Origin of the sequence: Paraburkholderia sp. A1RI-2L (genome assembly GCF_048957375.1) — a bacterium.
Taxonomy (GTDB): Bacteria; Pseudomonadota; Gammaproteobacteria; order Burkholderiales; family Burkholderiaceae; genus Paraburkholderia.
Genome location: NZ_JARBTA010000001.1, coordinates 696,682 through 716,395 on the forward strand (window position 1 = coordinate 696,682; position 19,714 = coordinate 716,395).

The window sequence follows — 19,714 nt, forward strand, 5'->3', positions numbered from 1 at the left end:
CGCGAAGGGTATCCGCGCAAGCTTGTCGATCCCGTCGTCGTTTCGAAGGAGTCGCGATGCTCATACGCTGGTTGCTTGCCGCCATTCACCTGCTGGCCTTCGGCCTCGCGCTGGCGTCGATTCTGCGGCGCACGCGCGGACTGCGCCGCTGCACCTCCACTGAGGCGCTTCCGCAGATCTTCAGCGCCGACAACGGTTGGGGTATCTCAGCGGTCTTGCTGATCGTGACCGGGGCAATGCGCGCGTTCGGTGGCTTCGAGAAGGGCGCCGACTATTACCTGCATGAGCCGCTCTTTCACGTGAAGATGGGCGCGCTCGTGCTGATCCTGTTGCTCGAGATTGCACCGATGATGGCGCTGCTGCGCTGGCGGCTCGCCGTGCGTCGCGGCGATGTGCCGGATCTCACGGGAGCGCAGAAGTACGCGCGCATCGGGGCATGGCAGACGGTGTTGCTTGTCGTGATGGTGATCGCCGCGACGGGGATGGCGCGCGGGGTTGGTATTGGCATGTTCGGCGAGTAGCGCGACTCGCCATGACCCGGTGGAAGAAGAGGCGAGCGGTTTATATCGGGATCCTGACCATTGCCGGATTTGTGCGGCTGAAATGAAAAAACCCCGTTGCATACGCAACGGGGTTTTGATCTTCGGTGCTTGTCTTTACCAACACCAGGAATTCTGGTGGGTAGTACTGGGATCGAACCAGTGACCCCTGCCGTGTGAAGGCAGTGCTCTACCGCTGAGCTAACCACCCGAAGAGATTGAAATTATGCCGGGTGTTTCTAATCTTGTAAAGCCCTTTTTAAGTATTTTGCGTAGCACCTGCGTTCTCGTCGGCGGTGGCCGGTTGCGTGCGCCATACCGAGGTTCCCTTCATCGCCTTGTCGAGACCATCGAGCAGCGCTTCGTGCGCGGCGAGCTCCTCTTCGCTTGCAGCGATCACGGGCAGCGCGAGCATCTCGAACTTCACGCGCGGTGTCGCCACAACGCCGGGCGTTTCGGTCGTGCCGGCCATGTCGATGACGAGACTTTCCTGGCCACGCGTCATCGCCAGATAAACCTCGGCGAGCAGCTCCGAGTCGAGCAGCGCGCCGTGCAGCGTGCGGTGCGCGTTGCTGATGCCGAAGCGGTCGCACAACGCGTCGAGTGAATTGCGCTTGCCGGGGAAAATCTGCTTGGCCTGCACCAGCGTGTCGATCACCTCGCCGCAGTGTTCCCTGAACGCTGGCTTGCCGAGCAGCGCGAACTCTGCGTCGAGAAAGCCGATATCGAACGGCGCGTTGTGGATGATGATGTCGGCGTCGCGCACGAAGTCGAGAATCTCGTTCGCGACCTCGGCGAACTTCGGCTTGTCCGAGAGGAATTCGGTCGTGAGGCCGTGCACGGCCAGTGCGCCCGGATCGCTGTCGCGTTCGGGGTTAACGTAGAAGTGCAGGTTATTGCCCGTCAGCCGGCGATTGACCAGCTCGACGCAGCCGATTTCGATGATGCGGTCGCCTGTGCGAGGGTTCAGGCCGGTGGTTTCGGTATCGAGAATGATCTGTCGCATGTCGTTTGAAGCGTGATGGCGTAGGAGGCGGAGGTGGCGCGTCTGGCGAAGCGCGCCGTACGTGGCGCGTGGGCCGCTCAGAGTTCTGCGAGCGTAGCGACGCCGCGGTTCGCGAGCGCATCGGCGCGCTCGTTTTCCGGATGCCCTGCGTGGCCCTTGACCCAACGCCACTCCACCTCATGTTGCTCGACGAGCGCGTCGAGGCGCTTCCACAGGTCGTCGTTCTTGACGGGTGTTTTCGCAGCCGTCATCCAGTTCTTCTTCTTCCAGCCGTGGATCCACTCGCTGATGCCTTTTTGCACATACTGCGAGTCGGTGTGCACGATCACCTTGCACGGACGCTTGAGGGCGTCGAGCGCGGCGATTACCGCCATTAGCTCCATCCGGTTGTTGGTCGTGCCGGGCTCGCCGCCGAACAGTTCTTTTTCCTGCGCGCCGAAGCGCAGCAGCGCGCCCCAGCCGCCGGGGCCGGGGTTGCCCTTGCAGGCGCCGTCCGTGAAGATTTCGACGAAGTCGGGTGAGCTCATGAGTCCTTGTTGCGAGTAGGGGAGGGAGTGGTGGCCGCGGGCGCCAGGCTTGCAGCCAGCGCCGGCTTCTTGACCTTCACCTTGCCGACGAGGCGCATGCCGCGCACACGCTTGATGGCCGAAACCATGTAGATGGCGCCGAAGATCGGCCACCAGCGGTCGCCGGCGGCCTCCATGAAGGTGTAGCGCCCGAGCCATTTCTCGGTGGCGAGCGGCGGACGATAGCAGCCGAAGCGTCCGCGTTCAAGCTCGAAGCCGAGCAGCTTGATCCAGTCTTTCAGACGCGTGAAGGCGATCAGGTCTTCGCGCGCGGGCAGGAACGGATGCCCCGTGAGCTTCGCCGCCGACTGGCGCGCACCCCACAGCGAGAGCGAATTGAAGCCGACGATCAGCAACTGCCCTTCGGGCATCAGCACGCGCTCAGCTTCGCGCAGCAGGCGGTGCGGGTTGCTCGTGAATTCGAGCGTGTGCGGCATTACGATGAGATCGACGCTCTGCGCCTCGAACGGCAGATCGAGATGGTCGCACCAGACCGTGCTGCGCCCGTCCGGCGCATGGAGTACGCCGGACGTCGCCAGGGCGGGCCGCGGCTCCGTGCCCGGCACGATATATGGCGCGCTCGCGGCGCTGGCTGCATCGAGCACGAGGCCCCGGCACGACATGCGGTTCTCGCGCAGGGCGTCGAGCTGCGGCAGGCCGAGCTGCAGCGCATGGTAGCCGAAGATGTTCGACACCACGCGGTCGAGCTGCTCTTGCTCCCAGCCCAGCACGTACTGGCCTGCGGGCGATTCGGTCCAGGCGGGCCAGTCTATAATTGTTCGGTCAGACATGTGAAAAGTTCGCCGCCCCATGAATAGTCCGCTTGAGCACGCATCCGTGCCAGCCGCCACGCTTGCCGCCAACTTCGAATACGTACCAGTTCCGGCTTTTGAAGATAATTACATCTGGGCCGTGTCGGACGGCAGTCATGCCGTTGTCGTCGATCCGGGCGACGCCGCGCCGGTTCGCGCGTATCTGGCGAAGCGAGGCTGGCAGCTTGCCGCTATTTTACTCACCCATCACCACAACGACCACGTCGGCGGGGTGGCCGACCTGCTTTCGGATGAGCGCGTGCCCGTGTACGGCCCGGCGGGCGAGGCGCTCGGCCCGCTCGACAGGTTCGTCACGCGCGTGAAGGGCGGCAACGCGGTGCATCTGGGCGCGCCGGCGCTCGACTTCAAGGTGATGGACGTGCCGGGGCATACGCGCGGCCATATCGCTTATTTCCAGGCTTCGGATCCGTCGGGCAAGCCGCATCTGTTCTGCGGAGACACGCTGTTCGCCTGTGGCTGCGGGCGCCTCTTCGAGGGCTCGCCCGCGCAGATGCTCGCTTCGCTCGATTCGTTTGCGGCGCTGCCGGGCAGCACGGAAGTGCATTGCGCACACGAGTACACGCTCTCGAATATCCGTTTCGCGCTCGCCTGCGATCCGGACAACACCGATTTGCGCGACTGGAGCCGCGCAGCGGCGGCGCTGCGCGAGCGCGGCGAGCCGACCTTGCCGACCACGATCGCACACGAGCGTGCCGTGAATCCATTCTTGCGCGCTGGCGATCCGGCCGTGCAGGCGACGCTTGCCGAGTCGCTGCACGAGGCGGTGCCGGACCGGCTGGCGGCCTTTACGCTGATGCGGGAATGGAAGAACCGGTTCCGCTGACCTGACCGCGCGCGAGGGCATCCTCATCCCAAAAGTATGGAACATCGTGCAAGCTGCGGATTTACTTGGGATTTCTCCAATTATTCCGATTGACGGAAACGTGTGCGTTCCGTACTATCGGCTGCAAATTCCCGCCATTAGCAAGTAGACGTTCATGCGATTTATCCTAAGCGCGCTGTTGGTTCTCATGCTCGCAGCCTGTGCGAGCGGGGGACCGACTGCGAATTCGCTTTCCCCAGCCGATCCCCAGGCGCGTGCCGACGCCATCCGCAAGACCTCCGCAGCGAAAGAAACGATCAATGTCGACAAGGGTTCGGTGGACCAGCTCACGAGTCCCGACGCCGACCTGTGGGCACGTATTCGCCGCGGTTTCCAGATGCCCGACCTGCAGAGCGACCTGGTCGACATGAACGCGCAGTGGTATGCGCAGCGCCCCGACTACGTTGCGCGCATGACCGAGCGTTCGCAGAAATATCTCTACCACATCGTCGAGGAGCTCGAGGCCCGGCACATGCCGACCGAGCTCGCGCTGCTGCCGTTCATCGAATCCGCGTATAACCCGCAGGCGCTTTCCGTCGCGAAGGCGGCGGGCATGTGGCAGTTCGTGCCCGGCACGGGCCGCACCTACAACCTGAAGCAGAACATGTGGCAGGACGAGCGCCGCGACGTGCTCGCTTCCACCAGTGCGGCGCTCGACTACCTCACGCGCCTGCACGACATGTTCGGCGACTGGTATCTCGCGCTCGCCGCCTACAACTGGGGCGAGGGCAACGTGCAACGCGCCATCGCGCGCAACCAGGCGGCTGGCCTGCCGACCGACTACGCAAGCCTGCGCATGCCCAATGAGACGCGCAACTACGTGCCCAAGCTGCAGGCAGTCAAGAATATCGTGATGAACCCGCAGCAATACGGGCTTGTGCTGCAGTCCATTCCCAATCACCCGTATTTCGTCACGGTCACCACGTCGCACGACATCGACGTGGACGTCGCGGCCAAGCTTGCAAACATGACGCCCGACGAGTTCCGGTCGCTCAATCCGTCGTTCAAGAAGCCGGTCATTCTCGGATCAAGCGATCCGCAGATCCTCTTGCCGTTCGATAACGCCGGTGCGTTCGAGCGCAACCTGAAGTCGTATTCGGGCCAGCTTTCGTCCTGGACCACCTACACGACCGATTCGCGCGCCACGCCCGCGGCCATTGCGCAGAAGATCGGCGTGGACGCCGATACGCTCATGTCGGTCAACAAGATTCCGGCGGGCATGCGCCTGAAGGCCGGTTCGACGCTCGTGGTGCCGCGCACCGACGATGGCGACGACGAGGACATCAGTGCCGACGTGGCCGAAAGCGCTGTGTTGGCCATGGAGCCGGACGTGCCCGACACGCGCAAGATGCTGATTCGCGTGCGTCGCAAGCAGTCGATGGAAGCGGTGGCGGGACGCTATGGTGTCTCGGTCGGTCAGCTCAAGGCCTGGAACAAGACGCGCCGCGACGCAGTGAGCCCCGGGCAAGTGCTGGTGCTGCACGTGCCGGTCGGCAAGGCGATGCCGAGCGAGCCGGGGCCGGAGCGCCTGGCGACGAATGTTTCCGGCGGTGGCGTGCAGCGCATCGGGACCCGGGTTGCAGACACGGGTTCCAAGTCGCGCTACGATAAGAAACACGGTCGCGCGCGCACCGAGGTCGTCAAGGTTTCCGAGCCCGTCAAGGGGAAAGCCTCCAGCGCAGCGCCCAGCAAGGCGTCGAAGGGTACGGCAAGCCGCCCGAAGGCCGGAACCCACGCGCAGAAGCAAAAATCCAAATAGCGGCTGGCGAAGGATGCTCAGCCGTGCACTGCGGGGGCAGTGCACGGTGTTTCGCTCCGATCACTTTTGCCACTTGGTGCTCGCGCCGTCACCCTGCCGGGTGACGGCGTTTTCATTTGTGGGACAAAAAGGGGGCGACCGTAGGTTCGGCCGGTTGCAAATAAGCGGCGCTGTCCTTGCCGCGTGCTTCTCGACGCCTATAGTGGAAAGGGCGCTGTGCCAGCTTGCAGCGGCGCGCCGCCCGATGGGCGTCATCCCGAAATTTGAAAGAAAGGGCGTTTTCGCGCTATAATTTCAAGGTTTGAGCTTATCAACCCGCACCCTAGCGCCTACCTCCCCCATTCGTTCATCCGCCGCCCGCGCTTTCCGTTTCTACTGGCTGGCTGCCGCCCGATCGAGCGTCACAAACGCACCTTCGCGGCCCGGCGCCCGACACACGGTCAAACACGGATAAGTCGCGTAAGCAGACTGCGGAGCGAGCCGCGCGCGCGTCCTGATCCTCATGTCGGGGCGCCGACGCCGCAGCCGTTCCCGGGTCGCAAGACACGCAACGTCGGATAACAGGTCGGCACAGGGTGCTCCCCCAAGGAGTCTCCCGTGTTGCCGTCATTCTCTCCCGCTCTGCTCGCGCTCGCCGACGGCACGGTCTTTCGTGGTTACTCGATCGGCGCGCCGGGTCATACGATCGGTGAAGTCGTGTTCAACACGGCCATCACCGGTTATCAGGAAATCCTGACCGACCCGAGCTACGCTCGCCAGATCGTCACCCTTACGTATCCGCATATCGGCAACGTCGGCGTCAACGCCGAAGACGTCGAAGCTACGAAAGTCCATGCCGCCGGTCTGATCATTCGCGACCTGCCAGCGCTTGCCTCGAACTTCCGCATGGAGCGCACGCTCGGCGACTATCTGAAGGACGAGGGTGTGGTGGCGATCGCCGGCATCGACACGCGCAAGCTCACGCGCATCCTGCGCGAAAAGGGCGCGCAGAACGGCGCGATCCTCGCGGGTTCCGACGACGAAGCCAAGGCCATCGAACTCGCGCGCTCGTTCCCGGGCCTCGCGGGCATGGACCTCGCCAAGGTCGTCTCGACCGACAAGCCGTATGAGTGGACGACCACCGAATGGCGTCTGGGCGAAGGCTATCGCACGCAGTCCGCACCGAAGTACAAGGTCGTGGCGTTCGACTTCGGCGTGAAGCAGAACATCCTGCGCATGCTGGCCGAGCGCGGCTGCCATGTCACGGTGCTGCCGGCGCAGGCCAGCGCGGCCGACGCGCTCGCGCTCAACCCGGACGGCGTGTTCCTCTCGAACGGCCCTGGCGATCCGGAGCCGTGCGACTACGCGATCAAGGCCACGCAGGAATTCATCGCGCGCGGCATCCCGACCTTCGGCATTTGCCTTGGCCACCAGATCATGGGTCTCGCGCTCGGCGCGAAGACCATCAAGATGAAGACGGGCCACCATGGTGCGAATCATCCGGTGAAGGATCTTGGCGACGGCCGCGTCGTCATCACGTCTCAGAACCACGGCTTTGCGGTGGATGCCGACTCGCTGCCGGCGAACACGCGCGCCACGCATGTCTCGCTCTTCGACGGCACGCTGCAAGGCTTCGAACTCACCGACAAGCCCGCGTTCTGCTTCCAGGGCCACCCTGAAGCATCGCCGGGGCCGCACGACATCGGCTATCTGTTCGATCGCTTCACCGCGCTGATGGACAAGGCGAAGGCGTAAGCGCTCATCGAGCGAGCCAGCAGGAACGAGCAGAGCAGGGGTGCGCAGCGAGCCGAAGTCAAAACGGCCCACGCGCGTACCCAGCGGCGAACAGCAAGCCGCAAGACGTAAAAGACACAGGAATATTTAGCGAGAGCGTTATGCCCAAGCGGACAGACATCAAGAGCATTCTCATCATCGGCGCGGGGCCGATCATCATCGGCCAGGCCTGCGAGTTCGACTACTCGGGCGCGCAGGCGTGCAAGGCGCTGCGTGAGGAAGGCTACAAGGTCATTCTCGTCAACAGCAATCCGGCGACGATCATGACGGACCCGAACACGGCCGACGTCACCTACATCGAGCCGATCACGTGGGAAGTGGTGGAGCGCATCATCGAGAAGGAGCGCCCCGACGCGATCCTGCCGACGATGGGCGGCCAGACCGCGCTGAACTGCGCGCTTGACCTGCACCACCACGGCGTGCTCAAGAAGTACAACGTCGAGCTGATCGGTGCATCGCCCGAAGCGATCGACAAGGCCGAAGACCGCCAGAAGTTCAAGGACGCGATGACGAAGATCGGCCTTGGCTCGGCGAAGTCGGGCGTGGCCCACTCGATGGAAGAGGCAATCAAGGTTCACGCCGAGATCGCCGCATCCACCGGCACGAGCGGCTACCCGATCGTGATTCGCCCGTCCTTCACGCTCGGCGGCTCGGGCGGCGGCATCGCCTACAACCGCGAAGAGTTCGAAGAGATCTGCAAGCGCGGTCTCGACCTTTCGCCCACGCGCGAGCTGCTGATCGAAGAGTCGCTGCTCGGTTGGAAGGAATACGAGATGGAAGTGGTCCGCGACAAGGCGGATAACTGCATCATCGTCTGCTCGATCGAAAACCTCGACCCGATGGGCATCCACACCGGCGACTCGATCACGGTCGCGCCGGCGCAAACGCTCACCGACAAGGAATACCAGATCCTGCGCGACGCCTCGCTCGCGGTGCTGCGCGAGATCGGCGTGGACACGGGTGGCTCGAACGTGCAGTTCTCGATTAACCCGCGCGACGGCCGCATGATCGTGATCGAAATGAACCCGCGCGTGTCGCGTTCGTCGGCGCTGGCCTCGAAGGCCACGGGCTTCCCGATCGCCAAGGTTGCGGCGAAGCTGGCTGTCGGCTACACGCTCGACGAGCTGCGCAACGAAATCACGGGCGGCCAGACGCCGGCCTCGTTCGAGCCGACCATCGACTACGTCGTCACGAAGATTCCGCGTTTCGCGTTCGAGAAGTTCCGCGAAGCCGACCCGCGCCTGACCACCCAGATGAAGTCGGTGGGCGAAGTGATGGCGATCGGCCGCACGTTCCAGGAGTCGTTCCAGAAGGCGCTGCGCGGCCTCGAAGTGGGCGTGGACGGTCTCGACGAGAAGACCACCAGCCGCGACGAAGTCATCCGCGAGATCGGCGAAGCCGGCCCGGACCGCATCTGGTACGTGGGCGACGCGTTCCGCGTGGGCATGACGCGTGAAGAGATCTTCGAAGAAACCGCGATCGACCCGTGGTTCCTCGCGCAGATCGAAGAAATCATCAGGAAGGAAGAGGCCGTCAAGGGCCGCACGCTCGCAAGCCTCTCGAAGGACGAGCTGCGCTTCCTCAAGCAAAGCGGCTTCTCGGATCGCCGTCTTGCGAAGCTGCTCGGCGCGACTGCCGCCGACGTGCGCAAGCGCCGTATCGAGCTGAACGTGCGTCCGGTCTACAAGCGCGTGGACACCTGCGCGGCCGAGTTCGCCACCAAGACCGCCTACATGTACTCGACCTATGAGGAAGAGTGCGAAGCCAACCCGACCACCAACAAGAAGATCATGGTGCTGGGCGGCGGCCCGAACCGGATCGGCCAGGGTATCGAGTTCGACTACTGCTGCGTGCATGCCGCGCTCGCGATGCGCGAAGACGGCTACGAAACGATCATGGTCAACTGCAACCCCGAGACCGTTTCGACCGACTACGACACATCTGACCGTCTGTACTTCGAGCCGCTCACGCTCGAAGACGTGCTCGAGGTCGTGGACCTGGAGAAGCCCGTTGGGGTGATCGTGCAGTACGGCGGCCAGACGCCGCTGAAGCTCGCGCTCGATCTCGAAGCGAACGGCGTGCCCATCGTCGGCACCTCGCCGGACATGATCGACGCGGCCGAAGACCGCGAGCGCTTCCAGAAGCTGCTGCAGGACCTGAACCTGCGCCAGCCGCCGAACCGCACCGCGCGCGCCGAAGACGAAGCGCTCAAGCTCGCCGACGAAATCGGTTACCCGCTCGTCGTGCGTCCGTCGTACGTGCTGGGCGGCCGCGCCATGGAAATCGTCCATGAGCCGCGCGACCTCGAGCGCTACATGCGCGAGGCCGTGAAGGTGTCGAACGACTCGCCGGTGCTGCTCGACCGCTTCCTGAACGACGCAATCGAATGCGACGTGGACTGCATCTCCGATGGCGACGCCGTGTTCATTGGCGGCGTGATGGAACACATCGAGCAGGCGGGCGTGCACTCGGGCGACTCGGCGTGCTCGCTGCCGCCGTACTCGCTGTCGCAGGAAACGGTCAACGAACTCAAGCGCCAGACGGCCGCGATGGCCAAGGCGCTCAACGTGGTCGGCCTGATGAACGTGCAGTTCGCGATCCAGCAAGTGCCGCAGGATGACGGTTCGAAGAAGGACATCATCTACGTGCTGGAAGTGAACCCGCGCGCTTCGCGGACCGTGCCGTACGTGTCGAAGGCCACCAGCCTGCCGCTCGCGAAGATCGCGGCGCGTGCGATGGTCGGCCAGAAGCTCGCTCAGCAGGGCGTGACGAAGGAAGTCGTGCCGCCGTACTTCAGCGTGAAGGAAGCGGTGTTCCCGTTTGTGAAGTTCCCGACCGTCGATCCGGTGCTCGGACCCGAAATGCGTTCGACCGGCGAAGTGATGGGCGTGGGCAAGACCTTCGGCGAGGCGCTTTTCAAGTCGCAGCTCGCGGCGGGCTCGCGCCTGCCGGAATCGGGCACGGTTTTCATCACCGTGATGGATGCGGACAAGCCCAAGGCCGTCGAAGTCGCGCGCATGCTGCATGAGCTCGGCTACCCGCTGGTCGCGACGCGCGGCACGGCTGCCGCGATCGAGGCGGCCGGCGTGCCGGTGAAGGTCGTGAACAAGGTGAAGGATGGCCGTCCGCACGTGGTCGACATGATCAAGAACGGCGAAATTTCGCTCGTTTTCACGACCGTCGACGAGACCCGGGCGGCGATTGCGGATTCGCGTTCGATCCGCATGAGCGCCCAGGCGAACAAGGTCACGTACTACACCACTATGTCGGGCGCACGCGCTGCGGTCGAGGGTTTGCGTTACCTGAAGAACCTGGAAGTCTATGATTTACAAGGCCTCCATGCTCGCCTAAACTAAGGCTTCGATTGTCTGTCGAATATTGAACACGGCAGACAACAGGCTGAATACAAGGCTGAATGTGCCGCGGTTAAGCGGCGTCCCAACAGGGTTTTTCAGGCTGCGCCAGTGCGCGCCGCCGCCCTTGCGGGATGCACTTGACCGCGGTGATTTTTTTTATGGCCGCAACGATTGTTGGTGCGGCATCAATACGGCCCCAAATGGCTGAACGAGTTGTTTTATGAGCACGATTCCCTTGACCCGGCGCGGCGCAGACCAGCTTCGCGAAGAACTGCAGCGCCTGAAATCCGTCGAGCGTCCGGCGGTCATCAATGCGATTGCCGAAGCGCGCGCGCAAGGCGACCTGTCGGAAAACGCGGAATACGACGCCGCGAAGGAAAAGCAGGGCTTTATCGAGGGCCGCATCGCGGAAATCGAATCGAAGCTGGCGGCAGCGCAGATCATCGACCCGACGTCGCTAGAAGCCGATGGCCGGGTGGTGTTCGGCTCGACCATCGACCTTGAAGACCTCGACTCGGGCAAAACGGTCACCTATCAAATCGTCGGCGACGACGAAGCCGATCTCGAGCACGGCCTGATTTCCGTGAGCTCGCCCATCGCGCGCGCACTGATCGGCAAGTCCGAAGGCGACGTTGCGGAAGTGCAGGCTCCCAGTGGCGTGCGCGAGTACGAAATCATCGACGTCCGCTATATCTGACGCAACAGGAACGTGAATACCTCGGTGAATACATCGACGAATTCGGCTAACAGCCCGGCTTCGCCGCTCGTGGCGCACCGTGTGTTCGCGCTGCTCGCCATGTTGTGGGTGGGCAGCCAGGTGACGATCGGCTATGCGGTTGCGCCCGTGCTGTTTACTTCGCTCGGTCGCACCGTGGCGGGCTCGCTTGCCGCGCAGCTTTTTCGCATCGAGGGCATGGTGGGCGCCGTGAGCGGCGTGTTGCTGCTCGGGCTTGCGAACGTGCTGATCCGTCGGGGCGAGACCGGCTATCGGCGGCTGCGTTGGCTGCTGATCGGCATGCTGCTGTGCGTGCTGATCGGTTATTACGCGCTGCAGCCGTTCATGAACGCCATGCGCGTGAATGCGATGCAGGCGGGTGTCGATATCGCGCATTCGGCCTGGGCGAGCCGCTTTGGCATGCTCCACGGCGTTTCGAGCGCGTTCTATCTGGTCCAGAGTGTGCTGGGCGCGTGGCTCGTCTGGCTGCTGCCGTCCGCGCGCGGTGCGCAGGCGCGGCGCTGAGGCCGTTCAATCGGGCGCCGCTCGCGTGTTATTCAGCATGCTCCGGTAAGAAGGCAAAAAAGCGCGGCACACTGGCCGCGCTTCACTTACTTCGAGCCTTGATGGGCTCGCTTCGAGCTGGTCTGGCGCTTCTTGGCTCGCTTGACGTTGCCGCCCTGGGTGACGCGCTCATTGCCCTTGACGACGACCTTTTGCGACTTCGGTTTGCGCAACGGGTTATCCGACGGCTTGACGACCTTCACGGTGCGAGGTGCGCCGTGCTTGCCCGCTTCGCGCGCACTCGGCACGTCGCCGGCTGGGCGCTTGACGGTGCCGCGCGCGCCGGCGCGGGCCGTGGTTGTTTTCGGCTTGTTTTGCTCGGGCTTGTAGATCACGAGCAGCTTGCCGATGTGCTGGATGGGCGCCGAGTTCAGGCGGTCGCAGATTTCTTCGTAGATTGCGATGCGCTCCTCGCGCTCGTCGCCGAACACGCGCACCTTAATGAGTTGGTGCGCGTCCAGATGGACCTTGATTTCCTTGAGGACGGCGTCGGTTAGTCCCTCGGCGCCGATGAGCACGACCGGTTTGAGCGCGTGAGCGGCGGAGCGCAGTTCGGAGCGCTGTTCGGCAGTAAGAGTGAGGGCGGGCATGGGATGTGGCAGACTCGACTAAAATGACGGCGCCCGCCAGTCAGCGTGAAACACCGGCAGGACAGGCCACACAACGAGGGGCCGCCCGGCGGCGAGCGCGTCGAAACAATGAAAAACCGTGGAGAACGGCGTAGCGCGGGCAGATGCCAGCGAGCGAGGCGGTGGGAACCACGCGCCTGCGAGCAGACGGGCCGCGACGACCGCACGAATTAAACGCGTATTATCCGCTAAAAGCGCGACATCACGCACCAAGAGTTCACCTTTAATGGCAAAAAACCGCTTCAACACGTCGTGGCTGCACGACCATATTAACGATCCGTACGTGAAGCTGGCGCAACGGGAGGGCTATCGCGCCCGCGCTGCGTACAAGCTCAAGGAAATCGACGAGCAGGACAAGCTGATCCGCCCTGGCATGGTGATCGTGGATCTCGGCGCGGCGCCGGGCAGCTGGAGCCAATATGTGCGCAACAAGCTGGTGCAAAGTTCGAAGCGCGACGACCAGCGCCAGGGCGGGATCGACGGCACGATCATTGCGCTCGACATCCTGCCGATGGAGCCGATCGCCGACGTGCAATTTCTGCAGGGCGACTTCCGCGAGGACGCCGTGCTCGCACAATTGGAAGAAGTGGTGGGTGGCCGGCCGGTGGACCTTGTAATTTCCGACATGGCGCCCAATCTGTCAGGGGTGGCGTCAGCCGATGCCGCGCGTATCGAACACGTCTGCGATCTCGCGCTCGAGTTTTCGCAGAATCATTTGAAATCTGATGGTGCCCTTTTAGTAAAATGCTTCCACGGTAGTGGTTACAGCCAGATCGTCGAGAAGTTCAAGCATCAGTTCAAGGTCGTGGCCGCGCGCAAACCGAAGGCTTCGCGCGATAAATCGTCCGAAACGTTTATATTGGGCAAACATCTGAAGCGACCCCGTTAATTTTTCGATCGGCAGGGGTAGGCCAAAGATCGGCTCCCGTGCGCAACGCGTGTTGCAGGAACTGTGCAGATCGCCTCGAATCGGCTTCGAGACGCCGTACCGACAAGGCGCTCAGGCTATTTCCGTCTTAGCGAAACGTTATGGCGAGCCCCTGCGTACTGGATTAGAATGCTTTGGTGGTGTCGCAAGGCAAATGTAGGCGCCCGTCTATGAGTGAAGGAGTGGTGCTTTGAACAACAACATGTTTTCGAAGGCAGCGGTGTGGCTGGTAATCGCACTGGTGCTGTTTACGGTGTTCAAGCAGTTCGACAAGCCCCGTGTCCAGGAAGGCGTTTCGTACTCGCAGTTCATGGACGATGCGAAGGCCGGCAAGGTCAAGAGCGTCGTGGTGCAGGGGCGGAACCTCACGGTCACTCCGGCCGACGGCCAGAAGTATCAGATCGTCTCCCCGGGAGACATCTGGATGGTCGGCGACCTGATGAAATACGGCGTGCAGGTGAGCGGCAAGGCTGACGAAGAGCCCAATGCGCTTGTTTCAGCGTTGTATTATCTTGGACCGACGATTCTGATCATCGTGTTCTGGTTCTACATGATGAGACAGATGCAGGGGGGCGGCAAAGGCGGGGCGTTTTCCTTTGGTAAATCGCGCGCCCGTCTGATCGACGAGAACAACAACGCGGTCAACTTCTCCGACGTCGCGGGCTGCGACGAAGCCAAGGAAGAAGTGTCCGAACTCGTCGACTTCCTGCGCGATCCGCAAAAATTCCAGAAGCTGGGCGGGCGCATCCCGCGTGGCGTGCTGCTGGTCGGCCCTCCGGGTACCGGTAAGACGCTGCTCGCGCGCGCCATCGCCGGCGAGGCGAAGGTGCCGTTCTTCAGCATCTCGGGCTCGGATTTCGTTGAAATGTTCGTCGGCGTGGGCGCGGCCCGCGTGCGCGACATGTTCGAACAGGCCAAGAAGCATGCGCCGTGTATCGTGTTCATCGACGAAATCGACGCGGTCGGCCGCCATCGCGGCGCCGGCATGGGCGGCGGCAACGACGAGCGCGAGCAGACGCTGAACCAGATGCTGGTCGAGATGGACGGCTTCGAGGCGAACTCGGGCGTTATCGTGATCGCGGCAACCAACCGTTCGGACGTGCTCGACAAGGCGCTGCTGCGTCCGGGCCGCTTCGACCGCCAGGTTTATGTCGGCCTGCCCGACATTCGCGGCCGCGAGCAAATCATGAAGGTGCACTTGCGCAAGGTGCCGATCGCCAACGACGTCGACGCAGCGGTCATCGCGCGCGGCACGCCGGGCTTCTCGGGCGCCGATCTCGCGAACCTCGTGAACGAGGCGGCATTGTTCGCTGCGCGCCGTGGCAAGCGCATCGTCGAGATGCAGGACTTCGAGGACGCCAAGGACAAGATCTTCATGGGTCCGGAGCGCAAGTCGGCGGTCATTCGCGAAGAGGCGAAGCGCGCAACGGCGTATCACGAGTCGGGTCACGCGGTGATTGCGAAGCTGCTGCCGAAGGCCGACCCGGTGCACAAGGTCACGATCATTCCGCGTGGCCGTGCCTTGGGTGTGACGTGGCAGTTGCCGGAGCACGACAACGAGACCTATTCGAAGGACTATCTGCTCGACCGCCTGGCGATCCTGTTCGGCGGCCGCGTGGCGGAAGAGCTGTTCATGAATCTGATCAGCACAGGTGCCTCCGACGACTTCAACAAGGCCACCCAGACGGCCCGCGCGATGGTCACGCGCTTCGGCATGACCGACGCGCTCGGACCGATGGTCTACGCCGACGACGACAACGACGGCGGCGCGTTCGGCAAGGGCTTCACGCGCGCGATCTCGGAAGCCACGCAGCAGAAGGTCGACGCGGAAATTCGCCGCGTGCTCGACGAGCAGTACGGCCTCGCGAAGCGCCTGCTCGATGAGAACCGCGACAAGGTGGAAGCCATGACCGCCGCGTTGATGGAGTGGGAAACGATCGACGCCGATCAGATCAACGACATCATGGCAGGCCGTCCGCCGCGCTCGCCGAAGAACACCCCGTCACCGGGTGATGCGCCTTCGTCGGGTGGCAGCACGGGCAGCGAGGTCAAGCCCGGCAACGCCACCGCCCCGGCCTGACCGGACACGGCGCCAAGTCGACTGAAGTTGCGGGCCGGTGTGATGCTCACATCGGCCCGTCTTGCATTTCTGGGTGGTTTGTTGCCGCTTTCAGCGGCCACATTAAGTTACATATCTGACGTTTATTGACGTGCCCAATCTGACCTCGCAGGGTAATCTGCCTAACTCGCTGCTTGATGCGCTCCCCAACGCGGCTGTGCCTGAACCGCTTGTCTGCGGCCGCTTCACACTGACTTTCGAGCGTCCGCTCGTCATGGGAATACTCAACGCCACACCGGATTCGTTTTCGGACGGCGGCCGGTATCTTGCCTTCGACGATGCATTGCGACGCGCCGAACAAATGTTGTCGGACGGCGTGGACATGATCGACATCGGCGGCGAGTCGACGCGTCCGGGCGCGCCGCCCGTTGCGCTCGACGAAGAGCTCGAACGGGTGATTCCGCTGGTCGAGCGTCTGAAGGACGCGAACGTGCCGCTTTCGATCGACACATACAAGCCTGAAGTGATGCGCCATGCGCTGGCGGCGGGCGCGGATCTGATCAACGACGTCTGGGGCTTTCGCATGCCGGGCGCGGTCGATGCGGTGCGGGGGAGCAATTGCGGGCTGTGCGTGATGCATATGCTCGGCGAGCCGCGGACCATGCAGCTCGGCGAGCCCGATTATGTAGATGTCGTGCGCGAGGTGCGCGAGTTTCTGCAGGGGCGCTGCACCGAACTCGAGGCGGCGGGCGTGGCCAAGGCGCGTATTAGCGTCGACCCGGGTTTTGGCTTCGGCAAATCGGTGGTCGAAAACAATTACACCCTGCTCGCGTATCTGCGCGAGACGGCGCCCGTTGCGGCTGGCGGCGCGCCGTATCCGATTCTTGCGGGCATGTCGCGCAAGTCGATGCTCGGCGCGCTGGTGAACCGACCCGCACCGGAGCGCGTGGCGGCCAGCGTGGCGGCGGCGGTGTGCGCGGCCCAGCAGGGCGCGGCCATTATCCGCGTGCACGACGTCGCGCCGACGGTCGATGCGCTCAAGGTCTGGGGCGCCATGCGCGACGCCGCGCGTCATCAGGCCTGTTCACGCGAATAACGGGTTCCAGGAACATGGCGCACGAATGCGCCGCAAAACAATGCCAACGTGAGGTTCGAATCATGGGTCGTCGCTATTTTGGAACCGATGGGGTTCGCGGCAAGGTCGGCGAAGTGCCGATCACGCCGGATTTCGTGCTGCGTCTGGGTTACGCGGCGGGCAAGGTGCTGGCTGGCGTGGCGGGGGCGTCGCATTCGCGTCCGTCCGTGCTGATCGGCAAGGACACGCGCATTTCGGGCTACATGCTGGAGGCGTCGCTCGAGGCGGGGCTTTCGGCTGCCGGCATCGACGTGATGCTCGCGGGCCCAATGACGACGCCCGGCATCGCCTATCTCACGCGTGCGCTGCGTCTTTCCGCGGGTGTGGTGATCAGCGCTTCGCACAATCCGTACTACGACAACGGCATCAAGTTCTTTTCCGCCGATGGCAACAAGCTGCCCGACGAAGTCGAAGCGCAGATCGAGGCGCAACTCGAATTGCCGCTCGATTGCGCGCCGTCCGAGCAGCTCGGCCGCGCACGCCGCCTGGACGACGCGGGCGGCCGCTATATCGAGTTCTGCAAGAGCACTTTCCCGCAGGCGTTCAACCTGCGCGGGCTGAAGCTCGTGGTCGACTGCGCGAACGGCGCGGCCTACGACATCGCGCCTCATGTGTTTCATGAGCTGGGCGCGGATGTGATTCCCATCGGCGTCTCGCCGAATGGTTTCAACATCAACGACGGCGTGGGCGCCACCGCGCCCGACGCGCTCGTGCGCGCAGTGCGCGCGAATCACGCCGACCTCGGCATCGCGCTCGATGGCGATGCGGATCGGCTGCAGATCGTGGATGCGCAGGGCCGCCTCTACAACGGGGACGAGCTCCTCTATGTGCTCGTGAAAGACCGCATGGCAACCGATGGCAAGATTGATGGCGCCGTTGGCACCCTGATGACGAACCTCGCGGTCGAGCAGGCGCTCGAGCGCATCGGCGTGCCGTTCGTGCGCGCCAATGTGGGCGACCGCTATGTGCTGGAGCAGCTGCGCGAGCGTGGCTGGCTGATCGGCGCGGAGGGGTCGGGGCATATTCTGTCGCTCGACCGCCACACGACTGGCGATGGCATCGTTTCGGCGCTGCTGGTGCTCGCTGCGATGAAGCGCAGCGGCCAGACCCTGGCAGAACTGCTCGACGGCGTGACGCTGTTTCCGCAGAAGCTCATCAACGTGCGCATCGCGCAGGGCGCCGACTGGAAAGGCAACGCCGAGATCCAGAAGGCGATCGCCGACGCGCAAACCCAGCTCAAGGGCAAAGGCCGCGTGCTGATCCGCGCTTCGGGCACGGAGCCTGTGCTGCGCGTGATGGTGGAAGCGCGCGACGAGGTCGATACGGTGCAGTACGCGGAATCGATCGCCGAAACGGTCAAGCGCACCATCGCCTGACGCAGCGAAGCCGGCGCGACCCGGCACCATCACCGATCGAAAGCGGTGTCATGCAACGGGCATGACACCGCTTTGTGCATGCATTTCGGCTGACGCAAACGTTTCACTTTTGCGTCAACCTGCTCCTGCCCATGCCTGAGGCATTTTTCGCATCCGACCCCGGCTGCACGATTGATGCCTCCTGCATGTCCGCCGCCCGCGAGCGCCCAGTCGATGGGGCGCGCACGCCTTTCCAGCCGGCGCATCCAGGGCGATGCGCCTGGCTTTCAGCCGGTAATCGTCCTGTCACGGCTGCTTCATGAACCGTCACGTTACTGTCACAAAGAGCCCCTATGCTTCGCGGTGTCGTTTATCCGCTCACACACCTGGAGGCCACATGAAACTGATGCAAACCGCGCTCGCTGGCGTTGCTGGCGCGCTTTTCGCGATCGCAGCGCAAGCTGCTGACATCACCGGCGCGGGCAGCACCTTCGCAGCACCGATCTACACGAAGTGGGCGGACGCCTATCAGAAGTCGGGTGGCGGCAAGGTCAACTACCAGGGCATTGGCTCGTCGGGCGGCATCAAGCAGATTCAGGCAAAGACCGTTGACTTCGCGGGCTCGGATGCCCCGCTGAAGGACGATCAACTGGCCAAGGACGGCCTGTTCCAGTTCCCGACGGTGGTGGGCGGCGTCGTGCCGGCGATCAACGTGCCGGGCATCAAGGCAGGCGAAATCACGCTGTCGGGCCCGGTGCTCGGCGACATCTACCTCGGCAAGATCAAGAAGTGGAACGATCCGGCCATCGCTGCGCTGAACCCGAAGGTCAAGCTGCCTGATCTGGACATCGCCGTGGTTCGCCGCGCCGACGGTTCGGGCACCAGCTTCATCTGGACGAACTACCTTTCGAAGGTCAACCCCGAGTGGAAGACCAAGGTCGGCGAAGGCACGACTGTGAACTGGCCGACCGGCACGGGCGGCAAGGGCAACGACGGCGTCGCGGCCTTCGTGCAGCGTCTGCCGGGCGCGATCGGCTACGTCGAGTGGGCGTACGCCAAGCAAAATCACATGGTCTACACTGCCATGAAGAATGAATCGGGCGCGGTCGTTCAGCCGGCCACCGAAACGTTCAAGGCCGCGGCGGCCGGCGCGGACTGGAAGAAGTCGTTCTACCAGATCCTCACGAACGAGCCGGGCAAGGAAGCATGGCCGGTCGTCGGCGCGACCTTCGTGCTGCTGCACACGGCGCAGGACAAGCCGGAGCAGGGCAAGGAAACGCTCAAGTTCTTCCAGTGGGCTTTCAAGAACGGCACGCCGGCTGCCGACAGCCTCGACTACATCTCGCTGCCGCAGTCGGTCGTGAGCGAAATCGAGTCGCAGTTGAAGGAGAAGGTGAAGGACGCCAGCGGTAAGGCGATTGCCGAGTAAGGCGGACTGGCCTCGCTGAAATGGCAGGGCCAAAGCAAGGGCCGCCGCGCACGCCGCGCGCGGCCCATTCTGCTTGCTGGTCGGTGATGCATGCTGGCCGAAGTGGTCATCGCGGCCACGCGGTACGCCATACCGCACGTAATAGACGCAAAGCACGTAATACACCCGCTACGATGTGCCGTCCGATCTGTCACCGGGCGGCCGGC

16 protein-coding genes and 1 tRNA gene are annotated in these 19,714 nt (G+C 63.5%); 12 read left to right on the top strand and 5 right to left on the bottom strand.

Annotated features, from left to right (window positions below; translation table 11 throughout):
- Positions 1 to 56 precede the first annotated feature (56 nt).
- On the top strand, positions 57 to 521 hold the full coding sequence (locus PWP93_RS03360) for a DUF2214 family protein (protein WP_421043453.1): 465 nt from the start codon (positions 57 to 59) through the stop codon (positions 519 to 521).
- Positions 522 to 675: 154 nt separating this feature from the next.
- Here PWP93_RS03360 and PWP93_RS03365 read toward each other — a convergent pair.
- From PWP93_RS03365 to PWP93_RS03380, 4 genes are all read right to left on the bottom strand, one after another.
- Positions 676 to 750 (bottom strand) — tRNA-Val (locus PWP93_RS03365).
- 48 nt (positions 751 to 798) lie between these two features.
- On the bottom strand, positions 799 to 1,545 hold the full coding sequence (dnaQ, locus tag PWP93_RS03370) for a DNA polymerase III subunit epsilon (RefSeq protein ID WP_421043454.1): 747 nt from the start codon (positions 1,543 to 1,545) through the stop codon (positions 799 to 801).
- Between the two features lie 77 nt (positions 1,546 to 1,622).
- A complete protein-coding gene (rnhA, locus tag PWP93_RS03375; RefSeq protein WP_421043455.1) occupies positions 1,623 to 2,072 on the bottom strand; it encodes a ribonuclease HI in 450 nt (149 codons plus the stop codon).
- Entirely contained in the window at positions 2,069 to 2,902 is an 834-nt protein-coding gene (locus tag PWP93_RS03380) for a class I SAM-dependent methyltransferase (protein WP_421043456.1), read from the bottom strand. Before PWP93_RS03380 ends, rnhA begins: the two co-directional genes overlap by 4 nt.
- A gap of 19 nt (positions 2,903 to 2,921) precedes the next feature.
- Between PWP93_RS03380 and gloB the strand changes: the two genes are divergently transcribed.
- The 6 genes from gloB to PWP93_RS03410 all read left to right on the top strand — a co-directional run bounded on the left by gloB (position 2,922) and on the right by PWP93_RS03410 (position 11,934).
- Positions 2,922 to 3,767, top strand: a complete 846-nt coding sequence (gene gloB, locus PWP93_RS03385; protein WP_421043457.1) for a hydroxyacylglutathione hydrolase — start codon at positions 2,922 to 2,924, stop codon at positions 3,765 to 3,767.
- 154 nt (positions 3,768 to 3,921) lie between these two features.
- Entirely contained in the window at positions 3,922 to 5,565 is a 1,644-nt protein-coding gene (locus PWP93_RS03390) for a transglycosylase SLT domain-containing protein (protein WP_421024348.1), read from the top strand.
- Between the two features lie 597 nt (positions 5,566 to 6,162).
- Positions 6,163 to 7,299 carry a glutamine-hydrolyzing carbamoyl-phosphate synthase small subunit gene (gene carA / locus PWP93_RS03395; protein ID WP_421043458.1) on the top strand — a complete coding sequence of 379 codons (1,137 nt, stop codon included), beginning with the start codon at positions 6,163 to 6,165 and terminating at the stop codon, positions 7,297 to 7,299.
- Positions 7,300 to 7,439: 140 nt separating this feature from the next.
- Entirely contained in the window at positions 7,440 to 10,694 is a 3,255-nt protein-coding gene (gene carB / locus PWP93_RS03400) for a carbamoyl-phosphate synthase large subunit (RefSeq protein ID WP_421024346.1), read from the top strand.
- A gap of 220 nt (positions 10,695 to 10,914) precedes the next feature.
- A complete protein-coding gene (greA, locus tag PWP93_RS03405; RefSeq protein ID WP_421024345.1) occupies positions 10,915 to 11,391 on the top strand; it encodes a transcription elongation factor GreA in 477 nt (158 codons plus the stop codon).
- Between the two features lie 69 nt (positions 11,392 to 11,460).
- The gene (locus PWP93_RS03410) at positions 11,461 to 11,934 is read left to right on the top strand and encodes a DUF4149 domain-containing protein (protein ID WP_421044997.1); all 474 of its coding nucleotides are present in this window, start codon (positions 11,461 to 11,463) and stop codon (positions 11,932 to 11,934) included.
- A gap of 86 nt (positions 11,935 to 12,020) precedes the next feature.
- On the opposite strand, the gene PWP93_RS03415 is transcribed toward PWP93_RS03410, so the two are convergent.
- Positions 12,021 to 12,563, bottom strand: coding sequence for a YhbY family RNA-binding protein (locus tag PWP93_RS03415; protein ID WP_421043459.1), 543 nt, complete (start codon positions 12,561 to 12,563; stop codon positions 12,021 to 12,023).
- Positions 12,564 to 12,828: 265 nt separating this feature from the next.
- Between PWP93_RS03415 and PWP93_RS03420 the strand changes: the two genes are divergently transcribed.
- From PWP93_RS03420 to pstS, 5 genes are all read left to right on the top strand, one after another.
- A complete protein-coding gene (locus tag PWP93_RS03420; RefSeq protein WP_421025238.1) occupies positions 12,829 to 13,491 on the top strand; it encodes an RlmE family RNA methyltransferase in 663 nt (220 codons plus the stop codon).
- Between the two features lie 229 nt (positions 13,492 to 13,720).
- Entirely contained in the window at positions 13,721 to 15,610 is a 1,890-nt protein-coding gene (gene ftsH, locus PWP93_RS03425) for an ATP-dependent zinc metalloprotease FtsH (protein ID WP_421024343.1), read from the top strand.
- 253 nt (positions 15,611 to 15,863) lie between these two features.
- Entirely contained in the window at positions 15,864 to 16,685 is an 822-nt protein-coding gene (gene folP, locus PWP93_RS03430; protein WP_421044998.1) for a dihydropteroate synthase, read from the top strand.
- 62 nt (positions 16,686 to 16,747) lie between these two features.
- Positions 16,748 to 18,100 carry a phosphoglucosamine mutase gene (gene glmM, locus PWP93_RS03435; protein ID WP_421024342.1) on the top strand — a complete coding sequence of 451 codons (1,353 nt, stop codon included), beginning with the start codon at positions 16,748 to 16,750 and terminating at the stop codon, positions 18,098 to 18,100.
- Positions 18,101 to 18,476: 376 nt separating this feature from the next.
- Entirely contained in the window at positions 18,477 to 19,508 is a 1,032-nt protein-coding gene (pstS, locus tag PWP93_RS03440) for a phosphate ABC transporter substrate-binding protein PstS (RefSeq protein WP_421043460.1), read from the top strand.
- Positions 19,509 to 19,714: the final 206 nt, after the last annotated feature.

Bases quoted from the DNA above. Each gene is read 5' to 3' on its own strand.
- PWP93_RS03415 (WP_421043459.1), bottom strand. From the start codon at position 12,563: ATGCCCGCCCTCACTCTTACTGCCGAACAGCGCTCCGAACTGCGCTCC.
- greA (WP_421024345.1), top strand. From the start codon at position 10,915: ATGAGCACGATTCCCTTGACCCGGCGCGGCGCAGACCAGCTTCGCGAA.
- PWP93_RS03380 (WP_421043456.1), bottom strand. From the start codon at position 2,902: ATGTCTGACCGAACAATTATAGACTGGCCCGCCTGGACCGAATCGCCC.
- carB (WP_421024346.1), top strand. From the start codon at position 7,440: ATGCCCAAGCGGACAGACATCAAGAGCATTCTCATCATCGGCGCGGGG.
- PWP93_RS03390 (WP_421024348.1), top strand. From the start codon at position 3,922: ATGCGATTTATCCTAAGCGCGCTGTTGGTTCTCATGCTCGCAGCCTGT.
- dnaQ (WP_421043454.1), bottom strand. From the start codon at position 1,545: ATGCGACAGATCATTCTCGATACCGAAACCACCGGCCTGAACCCTCGC.
- folP (WP_421044998.1), top strand. From the start codon at position 15,864: ATGGGAATACTCAACGCCACACCGGATTCGTTTTCGGACGGCGGCCGG.
- pstS (WP_421043460.1), top strand. From the start codon at position 18,477: ATGAAACTGATGCAAACCGCGCTCGCTGGCGTTGCTGGCGCGCTTTTC.
- rnhA (WP_421043455.1), bottom strand. From the start codon at position 2,072: ATGAGCTCACCCGACTTCGTCGAAATCTTCACGGACGGCGCCTGCAAG.
- gloB (WP_421043457.1), top strand. From the start codon at position 2,922: ATGAATAGTCCGCTTGAGCACGCATCCGTGCCAGCCGCCACGCTTGCC.
- PWP93_RS03360 (WP_421043453.1), top strand. From the start codon at position 57: ATGCTCATACGCTGGTTGCTTGCCGCCATTCACCTGCTGGCCTTCGGC.
- glmM (WP_421024342.1), top strand. From the start codon at position 16,748: ATGGGTCGTCGCTATTTTGGAACCGATGGGGTTCGCGGCAAGGTCGGC.
- PWP93_RS03420 (WP_421025238.1), top strand. From the start codon at position 12,829: ATGGCAAAAAACCGCTTCAACACGTCGTGGCTGCACGACCATATTAAC.